6 protein-coding genes and 1 pseudogene are annotated in these 15,684 nt (G+C 71.4%); 2 read left to right on the forward strand and 5 right to left on the reverse strand.

Translation table 11 applies throughout. The features are described from left to right. Positions 1 to 152: 152 nt before the first annotated feature. The gene (locus tag G4H71_RS22520; protein ID WP_260440807.1) at positions 153 to 8,840 is read right to left on the reverse strand and encodes a non-ribosomal peptide synthetase; all 8,688 of its coding nucleotides are present in this window, start codon (positions 8,838 to 8,840) and stop codon (positions 153 to 155) included. 67 nt (positions 8,841 to 8,907) lie between these two features. Further along, positions 8,908 to 10,953, reverse strand: a pseudogene (locus G4H71_RS22370) (AMP-binding protein); the annotation flags it as partial. Positions 10,954 to 10,997: 44 nt separating this feature from the next. Between G4H71_RS22370 and G4H71_RS04185 the strand changes: the two are divergent. Further along, complete coding sequence (locus G4H71_RS04185) at positions 10,998 to 11,927, forward strand: siderophore-interacting protein (RefSeq protein ID WP_246442574.1); 930 nt, start codon at positions 10,998 to 11,000, stop codon at positions 11,925 to 11,927. Between the two features lie 32 nt (positions 11,928 to 11,959). On the opposite strand, the gene panD is transcribed toward G4H71_RS04185, so the two are convergent. From panD to G4H71_RS04200, 3 genes are all read right to left on the reverse strand, one after another. Continuing rightward, positions 11,960 to 12,367 (reverse strand): aspartate 1-decarboxylase, encoded by a 408-nt coding sequence (gene panD, locus G4H71_RS04190; protein WP_072737894.1) that lies wholly within the window; start codon positions 12,365 to 12,367, stop codon positions 11,960 to 11,962. Then, positions 12,367 to 13,080 carry an isochorismatase family protein gene (locus G4H71_RS04195; RefSeq protein WP_072737895.1) on the reverse strand — a complete coding sequence of 238 codons (714 nt, stop codon included), beginning with the start codon at positions 13,078 to 13,080 and terminating at the stop codon, positions 12,367 to 12,369. The genes panD and G4H71_RS04195 overlap by 1 nt, the downstream gene beginning before the upstream one ends. Positions 13,081 to 13,141: 61 nt before the next feature. Further along, positions 13,142 to 13,906 (reverse strand): SDR family oxidoreductase, encoded by a 765-nt coding sequence (locus G4H71_RS04200; RefSeq protein ID WP_072738053.1) that lies wholly within the window; start codon positions 13,904 to 13,906, stop codon positions 13,142 to 13,144. 157 nt (positions 13,907 to 14,063) lie between these two features. Between G4H71_RS04200 and G4H71_RS04205 the strand changes: the two genes are divergently transcribed. Further along, positions 14,064 to 15,605 (forward strand): (2,3-dihydroxybenzoyl)adenylate synthase, encoded by a 1,542-nt coding sequence (locus G4H71_RS04205; protein ID WP_083342769.1) that lies wholly within the window; start codon positions 14,064 to 14,066, stop codon positions 15,603 to 15,605. Positions 15,606 to 15,684 lie beyond the last annotated feature (79 nt).

The raw sequence follows: 15,684 nt of genomic DNA on the forward strand, positions 1-15,684 counted from the left end.
TGTTCTCCGTACTTCCTGTGGACCGACACCACGGCGTCGGCGATCTGAGCCGTACGACTCCGCACCGGAGATCCGGGTCGTACGGCCCCGGGGATTCGGTTAGCCTACCCAAAGGGTTGGCCGGGCCGGAATCCTCCCCACCTGCGACGGCGTCACCCTCCCGCACCGATCCGGTCGGCCGCGACCCGAACCACACCGGGCGCGGCCCCCGCTGCCGCGACCGCCCGCGCCCAGCCTTCGGCCACGCCACGCACCCACCCGTCGTCGAACCGGGTCGCGTCCGCGACGAAGCGGGCCCGCAGGCGCGACTCGACCATCCACACGCACACGTCGAGAGCACCCGCACCCGGCGCCGGAATCACGCCCGCGGCGCGCACGAACTGCACCGTGACCTCGGGCGACGGCAACGCGGCGAAGGCTGCCGCGCTCTGCGCACCGAGGTGACGCAACATCGCCCCGCCGGTCCCCGAACCGGGTGCGCGCTCCAGCTCCGCGGCCACGGCCGGCCCTAGCTCCTCGGCGCCCGAGGCCGCCTCGAGCCGCACCGGGAGCCCCATCGAGAAGGGCCCGACCGTCCGGCTCGGCTCGGGCTCCGAGCCGCCGACGTGCCGTGCATCACGTTCGACCTCGACGACGACACTGCTCACCCCGGACTCGCCCAGCGCCTGGACCAACCCGGCGAGCACCCCTCGCTCGTCCGCGACACCCGCCACGTCCACCACCGTCTCCGCGAAGGTGGACACCGTTCCGGGCAGGGCAGGGCCGCCCGGCACGGTGGCGCCCGGAGCGAGAACCTCCGCCCAGTGACTCAGCTCGGCGAGCAGCGCGGGGTCCTGGGCGGCCTCGTTGACGCGGGTGGCGAGCGCACGTGCGGTCGCGGCGGGCCTAACCGGGGCGCCGGAACCGTCGACGAGGCTCTGGCGCAGCAGCGACAGCGACAGCGCGTCGGCGGCCATCGCGTGGACGCCGACGACCAGGCGGCCCTCCCCCGCGCCGCCGTCGAACCAGACGGCACCGACCATAGCCCGTTCCGGATCCAGCCCGGCGACCACCTCGGCGACGGCTGCGTCCACTTCCTCCGTCCACCGCTCTTCGGTCCAGCCCGCAGCGTCCACGCGGCGCACCGCGGGCGACACGTCCACGGTGTCGGCGGTCTGCATGCTCCACAACACCGACGCGACTCGGCTCAGCGTCGCGCGGAGCGCGTCGTGGGTGTCGACGAGCCGTTGCACCCGGGCCGTGACGGCGGCGAGATCCGTACCGGCGTCGGTGCGCACCGTGAACGCGCCACCCACGCCGACGGGATCGCGGCCGGATTCCCGGAGGCGATGCACCGACGGCATCAACGGCACCGGGCCGGGCTCGTCCGGGTCCCGCGGACCGTCGGCCCCGTCGGAATCGGACTCGGTGTCGAACACGGCGACCCGAGCGAGCGCCGCCGGGGTGCGCCACTGGAACACCTCTCGCGGCCCCACCGTGACACCGCGCCGCCGCGCGGCATTCACCAGAGCGATGGACATGATGCTGTCGCCGCCCAGGACGAAGAAGTCGTCGTCGGCCCCGACGTCGTCGAGGTCGATGCGCAGTGCGGCGGCGAACAGTTCACACATCGCGAGCTCGGCGGGTCCTTCGGGCGCCCGCTTGCCGCCCTGGGAGGTGTCCGGTTCCGGCAGTGCGCGGCGGTCCAGCTTTCCGTTCGCCGTCACCGGCAATGCGTCCAGAACGACGGTCGCCGTCGGAATCATATACTCGGGCAACCGTTCCGCGGCGGCCCCGAGCACGTCCGCGGTCACCGGGTCACGGCCGGACACCGGCACCAGATAGCCGATCAATCGACCGTCGCGCACCAGCACCGCGGCCGCCGCGACGTCCGGGTGGGCGGTGAGCACCGCCTCGATCTCACCGAGTTCGACGCGCAGACCGCGCAGCTTGACCTGCCCGTCGGCTCGGCCCACGTAGTCCAGCGTGAGTCCGGGGACGCGGGAGTCCGGGTCGCCGCCGAGGTCGAGTCGCCATCGAACAAGGTCGCCGGTCCGGTACAGCCGCGCACCGGGCTCGGACGGGGCGGGTGCCGCGACGAATCGTTCGGCAGTGAGGCCGGGTCTGCCGTGGTACCCGCGAGCGAGTTGGACCCCGCCCAGGTACAGCTCGCCGACCACGCCGGGAGGCACCGGCTGCATCCGCGCGTCGAGAACCCGGACCGTGGTGTTCCACACCGGTCTGCCGATCGGCACGACGGCGGAGGTGTCGCCGGTGGCGATGGTCTCGGCGGTGACGTCCACGGCCGCCTCGGTGGGACCGTAGAGGTTGTGCAGCGCACCGTCCACCAGGGCGTGGAAACGGTCTCGGTGGTCGGCCCCGAGAGCCTCACCGCTGCAGACGACGTGCGCGAGCGCCAGCCGTCCGCCCACCGTCGCCCGATGGTCGAGGAACGCGGCGAGCATCGAGGGCACGAAGTGCGCGGTCGTGATCGACTGCCGGACGACGACCGAGCTCAGGTACTCGGGATCGCGATGCCCTTCCGGCGTCGCCGTCACGAGAGTCGCACCGGAGATCAACGGCCAGAAGAACTCCCACACCGACACGTCGAATCCGGACGGCGTCTTCTGCAGCACACGGTCGTCGGCACCGATCCGGAAGCGATCCTGCATCCACGCCAATCGGTTGACGATCGCCCGGTGGCTGACGAGGACGCCCTTGGGCCGTCCGGTCGAGCCGGAGGTGTACAGGAGGTAGGCACCGGAGTCCACGGGGACCGGGGCGTGTGGGGGGACCGGGGCGTGTGGGGGGACCGGGATGTGCGGGGGGGCCGGGGTGTGTGGGATGTCGGCGACCGCCCGGTCTCGCGGGTCGACGGGCACACCGAGTGCATCCACGTCGAGCACCGGAACGTCGTACGGCTGTGGCTCGTCGGCGACGACCAGCGCCGGCTCCGCGTCCTCCACCATGTACGCGAGCCGGTCGGCCGGATAGCTCCGATCGAGCGGCAGGTAGGCCGCGCCTGCCCGATGGACGGCGTGCAGGGCGACGACCAGTCCGGCTCCACGGGTGACCGACACGGCGACGACCGCGTCCGCCGTGGGCCTGTTCCGCTCGGCCACCCGGACGCGGATCGCACGGGCGAGCCGCTCGACCGCGGCGTCGAGCTCCCGGTAGGTCCACCGGGTGTCCGTTCCGTCCACCACCAGCGCCAGGGCGTCCGGTGTGGCCTCGACCTGCCGGGTGAACAGTTCGGCGAGCCCCACCGACGGAACGGTGCGCGTGGCGCCGGTCTCCGCACGCCGCAACATTTCCCGGTCGGAGACGGTGAGCAGATCGAGGTCCGCCAGCCGCACCCGCGGGTCGGCGGCCACGGCGGCGAACACGGTACCCAGCCGCTCGGCGAGGGACACCACGGTGGCCTCGTCGAACAGCTCGGTGGCGTATTCGATCCGTCCTCGTATCCCCCCGTCCGCGGCTTCGGCGAGATCGAAGGTCAGGTCGAACTTCGACGTGCCGGTCTCGACGAACACGGGCTCGGTCCGGAGCCCGCTCATCCGGACCTCCGCGACCGCGTCGCGGTACTGCACGAGGATCTGGAACAGCGGCTGACGAGCCAGTGACCGGGTCGGCGCCACCGCATCGACGAGCTCCTCGAACGGAATGTCCTGGCGCGCATAGGCGTCGAGATCGACGTCCCTCACTCGACCGAGGAGTTCGGTGAACTCCGGGTTGCCACTCAGATCCGTGCGGAGGACCAGCGTGTTGACGAAGAACCCCACCACCCGTTCCAGCGCGGGATGCGCCCGTCCGGCCACCGGCGTCCCGACGACGATGTCCTCCCCCGCACCGGATCGAGCGAGCAGGGCAGCGACCGCCGCGTGCACGAGCATGAACATCGACGAGCCGGACTCGGCGGCGATGCGTTCCGCGGCAGCCCGGACCGTGGCGGGCAGGGTGAAGTGCACGGCCCCACCGTGATACGTGCTCACGGAGGGCCGAGGGCGGTCGCGGGGTATCCCGAGTTCCTCGGGTGCTCCCGCGAGCACCCGCGACCAGTGCGCCGCCTGCTCGGCCACGAGCGAATCCGGATCGGATCCGTCGCCCAGAAGCACCGACTGCCAGGAGGTGAAATCCCGGTAGCGGACCGGCAGCGGCGGACCCGCCGCCTCGTCGAGGTCCGCGTCCGCGGCGCCCGCGACCGCGGCGGAATAGAAGCCGGCGAGATCGTCGAGCAACGGCCGGGCCGACCATTCGTCGGCGGCGATGTGATGCACGAGCACCATGAGGTGCGCCGCATCGGGTGCGGTCCGCACGAGCACCGCCCGGATCGGGATCTGCGTGGTGATGTCGAACTCGTGTGCCGCCTCCTCCGCGAGCACCCGGTCCAGATCGGCAGCCGAGATGTCACGCACCCCCCACGGCACCTCGGCCTCGTCCGGGTCGAGGACCCGCTGGAAACCCACGCCCTCGGCCGCTCCGTCGCCGGTGAAGACCGTCCGCAGGCTCTCGTGCCTGCGGACGACCCGGGCGAGCGCCACCCGCAGCGCGGACAGATCCACCTCGCCGTGCAGGCGCAGGGTGAAGGGGATGTTGTAGGTCGCGCTCGGCCCCTCCAGCTGGAACAGGAACCACAACCGCCGCTGGGCAGACGACATCGGCGAGACGTCCGCGTGCTCGACGGGCACGAGCTCCGGATGTGTCCCGTCCACCGTGGTTCCGGCCGCCGCGAGAGCGGCAGGGGTACGCAGGTCGAAGATGTCACGGACGGAGAATTCGCGCCCCGTCCGCACCCGGAGGGACGAGGACAATCGCGTCGCGAGCAGGGAGTTGCCGCCCAACGCGAAGAAGTCCTCGTCGGGTCCGACCTCGTCGAGGCCGAGAAGTTCGGCGAGCACCACGCAGTACACCTGTTCCTGCTCGGTCGGCTGCCGGGAGCCCGCCTCGGCCCGGACGGGCTCGGGCAGACCGGCACGGTCGATCTTGCCGTTCGGCAGGGTCGGCATCTCCTCGAGCATCAGGAACGTCGCCGGAATCATGTAGTCCGGAAGCAGGTTCCGCGCATGATTCCGCAGCTCGGCGGTGTCGGGCACCCGAGCCCCGCTCGGGACGACGTAGGCGAGGAGGTGGTCTGCCCCGGACGCCGCCGCAGACACCGTCACCAGCGCGGTGTCGACATCGGGGTGGGCGGCCAGGGCGGCCTCCACCTCGCCGGGCTCGATCCGGAACCCGTGCAGGCTGATCTGGTTGTCGGCGCGCGAGACGAATTCGAGTGCGCCGGAACGGGTGCGCCGGACCAGATCCCCGGTGCGGAACACCCGCTGCCCCGACCCCGACGGGTCCGCGACGAACCGGGCGGCAGTGAGGTCCGGTCGGCCCAGGTACCCCCGGGCCAGCTGAACCCCGGAGACGTACAGTTCGCCGACGACGCCGTCCGGCACCGGGCGCAGCCTCTCGTCCAGGACGTGGCCGCCGGCCCCGGGGACCTCCCGGCCGATCAGGATCCGGGCGGGCGGGGCGCCCTCGGCATCGGTCTCCGCCGTCCACACCGCGACGTCGCCGGCCACTTCCGAGGAGCCGTACGAGTTGAGAATCCGGGAACCGGGACGCGACAGCGCCGCGACCACTCCTCGGTCCAGCGGCTCCCCGCTGAGGAACCAGGTGTGGATGTGCGACGCGGCCTCGGGAGCCGTCTCGTTCAGCGCGGCAGCCAGACCGGGGACCGCCGTCAGCTGCCGAACCCCGTGCCCGCTCACCAGTGCCGCGAGCGCTCCGACGTCCCGGGACTGCTCGTCGTCGGCGAGAACCGTGGTCGCCCCCGCCAGCAGCCCGGCCAGTAGTTCCGTGGATCCGTCGATGAAGCTCAGCGAGCTCTTCGCCAGCCGGACGTCCTCGCTGCCGCCGAGCAGAGCGCGCTGCCACAGGAGCCGATTCGTCAGTGCCGCATACGTGCCCACGACTCCCTTGGGAGCACCGGTGGATCCCGAGGTGTAGACGAGGTATGCGGGAGAATAGGGCCGCAGCCGGCGCACCCGGTCGACGTCGGTGAGAGGGGTCGCCGCTCGGGTGGCAGCGGCGGATTCCAGTTCCTCGAACTCCGCGGCGTCGATCACCAGGGTCGGAGCGGCGTCGGCCAGGACGAACTCGATCCGGGCACGAGGGTAGGCGAGATCGACCGGCAGGTAGGCGGCGCCCGCCGCGAGGATCGCGCGCAGCGTGACGACCGCGGCGACGGACCGGGGCTGGGCGACCGCGACCACGCTCTCCGGGCCGATGCCCCTGGCGGCGAGTTCACGCGCGACCCGGGCGGCGCGGGCGGCGAGTTCGGCGTGGCTCACCACCTCCCCACCCAGCACGAGCGCCTCCCGGTCGGCGAAGTCCGCGGCGGCGCCGTCCAGCAGGGCGGGGAGGTCTCCGGAGCCGGCCCCGACCGGCTGTGGCCGCGTCTCGGCCCGATGATCCTCGGGCAGCCGCACATCGACGTCGGACACCCTGGCGGACGCGTCCGAGGCGAGGGCGCCCGCCACCCGGGCCAGCCTGCGACCGATCGTCTCGGCGGTCTCCCGGTCGAACAGGTCCTCCGCGTACTCGAGTCGCACCTCGACCGTGTCCGTCGACTCGAGGAACTCGAAGGTCAGGTCGAACTTCGCGGTGCCGGTACCGAAGTACTCGGGGGACACCTCGAGGCCGGTGAACTCGGGCACCTCGGGCGGGGTGCGATGCTGCACCATGGTCTGGAACAGCGGATGCCGCGCGGAGGAACGGGTGACACCCGCGGCATCGACGATGTCCTCGAACTGCACGTCCTGATGGGCGAACCCGTCGAGATCGGCCCGGCGTACCCGCCCGAGGACCTCGGCCAGGCTCGGGTCCCCCGCGAGATCCACACGCTGCGGCAGGGTGTCGACGAACAGACCGATCACGTCCTCGAGATCGCCGGTCCCACGGCCGGCGACCGGCGCGCCCAGCACGATGTCCTCCCCCGCGCCGAGACGCGACAGCAACACCGCGACCGCGGTCTGGGCGACCATGAACATGGTGACGTCGTTCTCGCGGGCGGCCCGACGCAACAGGGTGGTCGTCACCTCGTCCAACGCCGTCCGGACTTCGCCACCACGCTCGGTCGGGACCGGAGGACGGCGCCGGTCGTACGGCAGCGGCAGTTCCTCCGGAGCACCGGCCAGCACCGACCTCCAGTAGTCGAGACTCCGAGCACGGCCGTTCTCGCCCTGGCCCGAGTGACGCTGCCACAGTGCGTAATCGGCGTACTGCAGCGACGGCTCGGCGGTGAACGGACCACTGTCCGCACCGCCGTCCACCGCATGCCCGTACGCGGCGGCGAGGTCGGCGAGCAACGTGGCGGCAGACCAGTCGTCACCCGCGATGTGGTGGAGGACGAGCAGTAACACGACGTGCCGCACTCCACCGTCCGGTTCGCCGGAATCGAACAGATGCGCCCGGATCGGCAGGTCCGAGGTGAGATCGAACGGCACCCGAGCCGCCTCACGCAGCGCCGCGGCGCCGACCGTGTCGCTGTGGATCAGCCGGATCCACGCCTGCTCCGCCGGAACGACGTGTGAGTAGGGTCTGCCCTCGCCGTCCTCGCCGACCAGTGAGCGCAGCACGTCGTGGCGAGCGACGACGGCCTGCACCGCCTGTTCCAGCGCTCCGACGTCGACCGGCCCGCGGAGCTCGATCGCGAACGGGATGTTGTACGTCGCGGACGACCCGCGCATGCGGTCGAGGAACCACAGGCGTTGCTGCGCGAACGACAGTGGGATCCGTTCCGGCCTCGGAACGGCCCGCAGCCCCCCTCGCACGGGCCGCCCGGCGTCGACCAGGGGTGCCAGTCGGGCGACGGTCGGGGCATCGAACACCTCACGCAACGACAACTGCACCGACAGTGCGGCTGCCACCCGGCCGACGAGCCGGGTCGCGGACAGTGAGGTCCCGCCGAGGGTGAAGAAGTCCGCGTCCACCCCGACGTCCGGGAGCCCGAGGAGCTCACCGAAGAGGTCCGCGAGCACGATCTCGGTCGGGGTTCGCGGGGCGCGACCGGTGTCCTCCGCAGCGAAGTCCGGTGCGGGCAGGGCCTTGCGGTCGACCTTGAGGTTGGGGGTGAGCGGAAACTCGCCGAGCACGACCAACGCCGAGGGCACCATGTAGTGGGGCAACCGCTCGGCGAGGTGCTCGCGGACGGCGGACGGGTCGACGGAGGCCCCGGAGCGCGGTGTCACGTACCCGATCAGCCGGTCCGTTCCCGACGGGTCGGGCCGGACCACCACCACCGCCTGCTCGACGCCGTCGAACTGCGCGGCGGCCGTTTCGACCTCACCGAGCTCGATCCGGTGGCCACGGACCTTGACCTGGTCGTCGGTGCGCCCGAGGTACTGGAGGCCGCCGTCCACCCAGCGGACGAGATCGCCGGTGCGGTACATCTGTCCGGGCCCGAACGGATCGGCGACGAATCTGGTCGCCGTGAGCCCTGCGCGCCCGCGATAGCCTCGCGCCAGCTGCGCACCGGTCACGTACAGCTCTCCGGCCACCCCCGGCGCCACCGGGTGCAGGTATCCGTCGAGGACGCGAACACCGGTGCCCGGGTAGGGAGTCCCGATCGATCCGGTCCCTTCATCGGTGGTGACCGGTGTGGACGTACACCACACCGTCGCCTCGGTCGGGCCGTACATGTTCACCACGCGGCGGCCGCGGGCGGCGAGCGCCGACGCCAGGGCTGCGGGCAGTGCCTCGCCGCCGACGATCACGTCGACGGCGGACAGGTCCGGGGCCGGGTGCACGCCGAGGACGGCGCCCCACAGGGACGGCGTCGCCTGCACCGTGGTCACCTTCTCGGCGGCGATCAGCTGGGTGAGCGCGACTGGGTCCCGTGCCGTGTCGTCGTCGGCGAGAACGACGGTCGCCCCCCCGGGTGAGAGGTGCGATCAGCTCCAGGACGGCGATGTCGAAGGAGAGGGTGGTGACGGCGAGCAGGGTGGTACCGGGGCCGAGCCCGGCCAGGAGAGCGCCTTCGCACACGAAGCGCGCCAACGCCTTCCGCTCGATCACCACGCCCTTGGGTTTGCCGGTCGATCCGGACGTGTAGATCGTGTACGCCGCGGTCTCCGGCCGCGCAGTCTCCACCGAGGGCACCGACGACCCGGTCGCGCCGTCGGCCCAGTCGAAGCCCCCGCGGACCGCGTGCGCGGTGCGCGTGCCCTCCGGGATCGACACCCGTCTCACGAATTCGGCCGTGGTGAGCAGGATCGCCGGGCGGGCGTCCGCCAGCATGTAGTCGAGCCGGGACTGCGGGAACTGCGGATCCACCGGCACGTAGGCGGCACCGGCACGCAGGACCGCGAGCACCGACACCACCATGTCGGCGGTGCGCGGCAGTGCCAGTGCCACCAGGGTTTCCGGGCCCGCACCTCGCGCGGCCAGTTGCCCGGCCAGATCGTCCACCCTGCGGGCCAGTTCCGCGTAGGACACCCGCCCGGCCGCATCCACCAGCGCCGTCGCCTCGCCGCGGCGGCGAACCTGCTCGTCGAACGCTTCCGTCACGTCGGACGCCGGGACATCGGCCGGGACGTCGCGGAGCACCTCGCGCCGGGTCTGCGGATCCGACAGGTCGACCGCACCGACGGGCACGGCCCCCTCGGAATCCGCTGCGGTGGTGAGAATGCGCACCACCGCAGCGGCATGTCTGCTCAGGTCCGACGGTGTGTACCGGTCCGCATCGGCGTCGATCCGGATCTCGAGGTCGCGGCCGAGTTCGGTCCGGCGGAGCACGAACGCGAGGTCACGGACCGGTCCGCCGGCGAGCGAGTGGACGACCCCGTCGACGTCGCCGAATCGCAGTGCGTCGCCGAAGGGTTTCACGTTGACCGACGGGCCGACGATCCCCGGGCTGTCGGCGGGCAGGCGCAGGTCCCGGTGGATGTCCTCGGCCCGGTAGCGGGTGTGCGCGCGGTGCCGACCGAGCGCGGACCGCACGTCGCCGGCGAGGTCGAGCAGCGTCCGACCCGGGTCCACCCGCACCCGCAGCGGGAGCACGTTGACGGCGGTGGTGACGATCTTCGCCGCGGGAGTTCCGATCCGGTTCATCGACGGGAACCCCACCACGACGTCGGTACGGTCGCCGACCCTCGCCAGGTACGCGGCGACGGCCGCCGTGACGACGTCGACCCACGTTCCCCCCGAGGCCCGCGCGAGCGTGTCCAACCGGTCGACCACCTCCGCAGGAGCGGTGACGGCGAGGCCTGTGGTCGACGACGCCGTCCAGGATGCGGGCGGTGGCGGGGAATCGGCGGGCGTCGGCGCCTCGGGGACGGAGGCGAGCTCGGCGGACCAGAAGTCGCGGTCGGACACCGCGTCGGTCCCCGCCGAGTACTCGACATCCGCGGCGACCGCGGCGTCCAGACGTGCGAACCGCGCAGCGGGAGCGTCCGTTCCGGACCGTGCCGCGGCGTACAGCGCGGCGATACGCCGTTCGAGCAGGGTGTAGCCGTACACGTCGAGGAGCACGTGGTGGGCCCGGAGGAACAGGTGCACCCGGTCCGTACCCAGTACGTAGAGGGTGGCCCCGAATCCGGGCACGGCAGTGAGGTCCACGGGTTCGGCGAGCACGGTGCGCATTCGACGAAGTGCCTCCGCGTCCGCGGCAGCCGGGTCGAGGGCCTCCCCGAGTGGCTCGACCGCGCAGCGCAGCGCCCAGGCTCCCGGTTCCTGCCGCACCGTGTCGCCGTCCCGGACGATGCGGGCGCCCAGCTCGGGAACTTCCCCGAGCGCGCGGTCGACGCAGCCCCGTAGCAACTCGACGTCCACCGGTCCGGTCAGTGCGACGTACTGACCGGTGACGAACGTCGCGTTTCCCTCGTCGAGTTGCTGCGCGAACCACATCCCGGACTGCGCCGCCGTCAACGGCAGCAGAACACCCGCACTCACCCGAAATCCTCCGCGTCTGTCAGAAGCACACCCCATCCCGCGAACAGCAGGGTTAGGAGTGCCTAACCATAACAGGTAGGATGAGCCGGTCCGATGCGCTGCACCGGGCCGCCCACCAGCGAAAGGACGACGGTCTCATGCCGGTCACCACTCCGTCCCGTCGGCTCGACCTACCCATCGTGCTGCGGAAGCTGACCGTGCTCCGTACGGCGGAGGTGACCCCACGCATGAGGCGGATCACCCTCGGCGGAGAGCAACTCGGGGCCTTCTCCGCTGCGGGTCACGATCTGCCCGCCTTCACCACCCGCGGCGCGGACGACTACGTCAAGTTGTTCTTCCCCGAGCCCGGTGGCGAGCCGGTGCTGCCCGAGCAGCACGACGGGCATCTGCACTGGCCACGCAAGCCGGCTCCCCTCGCCCGCGCCTACACGGTGCGCAGGTACGACGCGGATCTCGGCGAGCTCGATCTCGATTTCGTCCTGCACGGCCACGGCGTGGCGGGCAACTGGGCACGGGATGCACGACCGGGCGACGAGATCCATCTGGCCGGGCCCAAGATCTCGACCGTCCCACCCGTCGGGGCCTCCTGGTGGCTGCTGGCCGGCGACGAGACGGCACTCCCCGCCGTCGGTCACTACCTCGACGACGCCGACGGCACGGTCGACCTGCACGCGTTCGTCCTCGTCGACGGTCCCGAGGAGGAGCAGCGGGAGCTGACGGGCGTCCGGTGGGTCCACCGCCGGTCCGGCGTCGCGGACGCCGAACTGCTCGCACAGGCCGTCCGCGACCACTCCCTCCCCGAGGGCGAGGGCTGGATGTGGATCGCCGGTGAGGCCGGAATCGTCCGCGAACTCCGTGCCGTCGCCAAGCATCTCGGGATACCCAAGCCGATGCTCGATGCGTCCGGCTACTGGCGGGCGGACGCGGGCTCGAGCGCACTCGGGCGTATCCGGGCGCTGCGCGACCAGGCCGTCGAATCGCTCGAGCACCGTCGCCGCGAGCACGTCTGACTCGCGGCGGCCGGGCCGAACACGCACAATTCCTATCTCGTGGCCAGCTGATCCCGCGCGCCGGGAACCGGCTCGGCCGGGTCGGACCCGAGGGCCACGATCCGGTTGGCGGAGTTCACGTGGACCACTCGCGGCAGGTACGCGCGGGACGTGGCGTCGTCCATGTGCTTGTACGACATGATGATCACCAGATGCCCGGGCGAGATCAGATGCGCCGCGGCACCGTTGATTCCGATCACTCCCGAACCCCGTTCCCCGGTGATCGCGTAGGTCTCGAGCCGGGAGCCGTTGTCGATGTCGACGATGTGCACCTGCTCGCCCTCGAGGAGATCGGCCGCGTCCATCAGGTCCGCGTCGATCGTCACCGAACCCACGTAGTGCAGATCCGCCTGGGTGACGGTGGCGCGGTGGATCTTGCCCGACATCATGATGCGGTACATCATCTTCCCTTCGCGGCCACGTCGAGGCTCGCCGCTACCGGATTCGAGAGGGCCGCGTTCGACAGTGCCGGATGCGCACCGGCCTCGATCGCGGCGACGACGTCGTCGGTGACGGTCACCTTCCCGCACCGCTTCGCGGTGTAGTCGAGTGCCATCAGGTGCTCGTCGCGGGAGAAGTCCGCCGTCGCGTCGGCGACCAGGAACGGGGCGACGTCGTTCATGAAGGCGTCGGCCGCACTGAGCATGCACCCCATGTGGGTGTACACGCCGGTGACGATGAGTTGGTCACGCCCGAAATGGCCGAGCAACTGGCGCAGGTCCGTGCGCTGGAACGCCGAATACCGCCACTTGGTGACCTGGATGTCCGACTCGATCGGGGCAAGTTCCTCGACCACCTCGGTGTCGCGCCCCGTCGTGAGCCCCACACCCCAGAAGTCCGCCAGGATCCCGCGACGGGACGGGTGCTGATCGCCCGGCTGCATGGTGTAGATCACCGGGATCGAGGCGCGCGCACAGGCGGCGCGGATCGCCTGGATGTTCGCGAGCGCCGTGGACAGCGGCTCGGCCGTCTTGTCGTAGGCGTCGATGAAGTACTTCTGCATGTCGTGGATCAGCAGAGCGCAACGGTCGGTGTCGAGAGCCCAGTCCACTCGCGCCTCGGGCACGTCGGGCCTGCCCGGCAGGGAGTACGGGGCGATACCGGGGATAGCCAATTCTGGCACTCCTTCGTCGAATCGGTGTGATGGTCGGTGGTGGCACGGCGGGGCGGGAGGCTCACATGTCGAGCGTCGCTCCCCCGTCGACGCGCAGGTCGTGCATCGTGATGTGCCTGGCGGCATCGGAACTCAGGAACACGGCGGCCTCGGCGATGTCCTCCGGTTGCGCGAGACGCGCCAGCGGGATACCCAGCCGGTACGCCGCCGGATCACCCGCGATGACGGCGGCGGAGCGATCCCCGTCGTCCCACATCCCCCGCAACATGGGAGTGTCGGTCGATCCCGGGGAGATGACATTGCACCGCACCCCCCGCGCGGCGACCTCGAGGCCCAGCGACCGGACGTACGCGGTCGCCGCCGCCTTGGACGCGCCGTACGCGGCCATGTTCGCCCGGGGCGTCGATGCGGCATTCGAGCTCACGACGGTGAGCGCGCCGCCACCGGCGTCGACGAATCGGCGCGCCGCCTCGGACGCGACGACGACGGTGCCGGTGGCGTTGACCGCGAGACAGTGCAGCCAGTCGTCCCCCGCCCCGTCGAGTCCCGAACCGGTGCGGAGAACACCGGCGGCGTGGACCAGCACCGTCGGCGTTCCCAGCCGAGCGGTGGTGAGGTCGAACGCGTCGCGAACCGAGGCGGTGTCGGTGACGTCCACCGAGAGACCGAGCCCGCCCTGCGGCACACTCGGCTCAGGGACGGGATCGAGGTCCCACATCGCCACCGTCGCACCTGCACGCGCGAAGGCCGACGCCGTCGCGGCACCGATCCCTCCGGACGCACCGGTGACGATCACGGTGCGTCCCGCCAGTCCTGTCATGCGCATCAGCATAGGCTATCCTTAGCGAAGTTTCGTGCCCGCCCTCGGTCTCAGGAGTACGCACTTGCCCTCCCCCGGCTCCCTTCCCTTCACCCCCTGGCCACACGAGGAAGCCGAGCGCTATCGGCGCGAAGGAATCTGGGCCGGAATCACTTTCGACCAGATGCTGCGCCGATCGGTCGACCGGCACGCGCAGAGCACCGCCGTCGTGGACGTCGACCGGCGCTGGAGCTACCGCGAGCTCGACGACCGGGTCGATGCCCTCGCCTCCGGCCTCGCCGATCTCGGAATCGGCGCCGGGGACCGGGTGATGGTGCAGTTGCCCAACCGGGCGGAGTACGTCGCCACCGTCTTCGCGCTGTTCCGCATCGGCGCACTCCCGGTCTTCTGCCTGCCCGCGCACCGGTCGGCCGAGCTGACCGCGCTCGGGCGGGCCTCCGGGGCGATCGCCGTCATCACCGCTCACCTGCACGAACGGTTCGATCACGCCGAGTTGGCGAGGTCCGTCGCCGAGGAGGTTCCGGCACTGCGGCACGTGATCGTCGTGCCCGAACCGGAGCGTGAACTCCCCACCGGTGTGGTGGACTTCACCACTCTGACCGGGGAACCACGCACCCGGCCGGTGGCGGACCCCGGGGCGGTGGCGTTCCTGCAGCTGTCCGGTGGCAGTACCGGAATCCCCAAGCTCATTCCCCGCACCCACGACGACTACCTGTACAGCGTCGTTCGCAGCAACGACGTGTGCGGCGTCACGTCGGACACCGTCTATCTCGCGACCCTGCCGGTGGCCCACAACTTCCCGATGAGCTCACCGGGCATCCTCGGCGCGCTCGCCGCGGGCGGCACCGTGGCCCTCACGCTGTCACCGGCCCCGGCCGCCGCCTTCGAGATGATCGAGCGCGCCGGAGTGACGATGACCGGCCTGGTCCCGCCGCTGGCCCGGCTGTGGACCGAGACCGCGGAGAAGCGCGAGCACGGGTTCGACCTGTCCAGCCTGACCACGGTCCTGGTCGGAGGCGCGCGCTGCCCGGACGAGCTCGCCGCCCGGATCGAGCCGGCACTCGGTGCACAACTGCAGCAGGTGTTCGGCATGGCCGAAGGTCTCGTCTGCTACACCCGCCTCGACGACCCTGCCGACGTCGTCACCACCACCCAGGGGCGGCCCATGTCCGAGCACGACCGGGTCCGCGTGGTCGACGACGCCGGCGAGGACGTACCCACCGGAACGGAAGGGCACCTGATCACCCAGGGCCCCTACACGATTCGCGGCTACTACGACAATCCGGACGCGAACGCGAGGTCCTTCACCGACGACGGCTGGTATCGCACCGGAGACATCGTCCGACGTGACGAGGCGGGCAACATCACCGTGTGCGGACGCGATGTCGACCGCATCAACCGGGGCGGGGAGAAGGTGTCCGCCGAAGAGGTCGAGGAACACCTGCTCGCCCATCCCGCCGTGCGCGACGCCGTCGTGGTGGCCGTCGCCGACCCGTACCTGGGCGAGCGCACCTGTGCGTTCGTGCTCGTGACCGACGAGGCCGAGCCGCCTCGCGGCGGTCAGATCCGTGCCTTCGTCCGCGGGCGCGGCCTCGCGAATTGGAAGATCCCGGACACGGTGACCGTGCTCGACACGTTCCCCGAGACCGGCGTCGGCAAGACCAGCCGCAAGGAGCTACGCCGGCTGCTCACCGCTCGCGGCTGACCTCTCCCCCTCGGACGAAGCGGACGAAACGCCCGCCGGACGAGGCGACCGGATGCCATCCTGGAACGGGGAGGGTCCG

The sequence above is a fragment of the Rhodococcus triatomae genome, from assembly GCF_014217785.1.
Taxonomy (GTDB): domain Bacteria; phylum Actinomycetota; class Actinomycetes; order Mycobacteriales; family Mycobacteriaceae; genus Rhodococcus_F; species Rhodococcus_F triatomae.

What these genes read in the sequence shown, in the direction of transcription:
- G4H71_RS04185 (WP_246442574.1), top strand. Translation starts at nt 10,998, where the DNA reads ATGAGCCGGTCCGATGCGCTGCACCGGGCCGCCCACCAGCGAAAGGAC.
- panD (WP_072737894.1), bottom strand. Translation starts at nt 12,367, where the DNA reads ATGTACCGCATCATGATGTCGGGCAAGATCCACCGCGCCACCGTCACC.
- G4H71_RS04200 (WP_072738053.1), bottom strand. Translation starts at nt 13,906, where the DNA reads ATGCGCATGACAGGACTGGCGGGACGCACCGTGATCGTCACCGGTGCG.
- G4H71_RS04205 (WP_083342769.1), top strand. Translation starts at nt 14,064, where the DNA reads ATGCTGCGCCGATCGGTCGACCGGCACGCGCAGAGCACCGCCGTCGTG.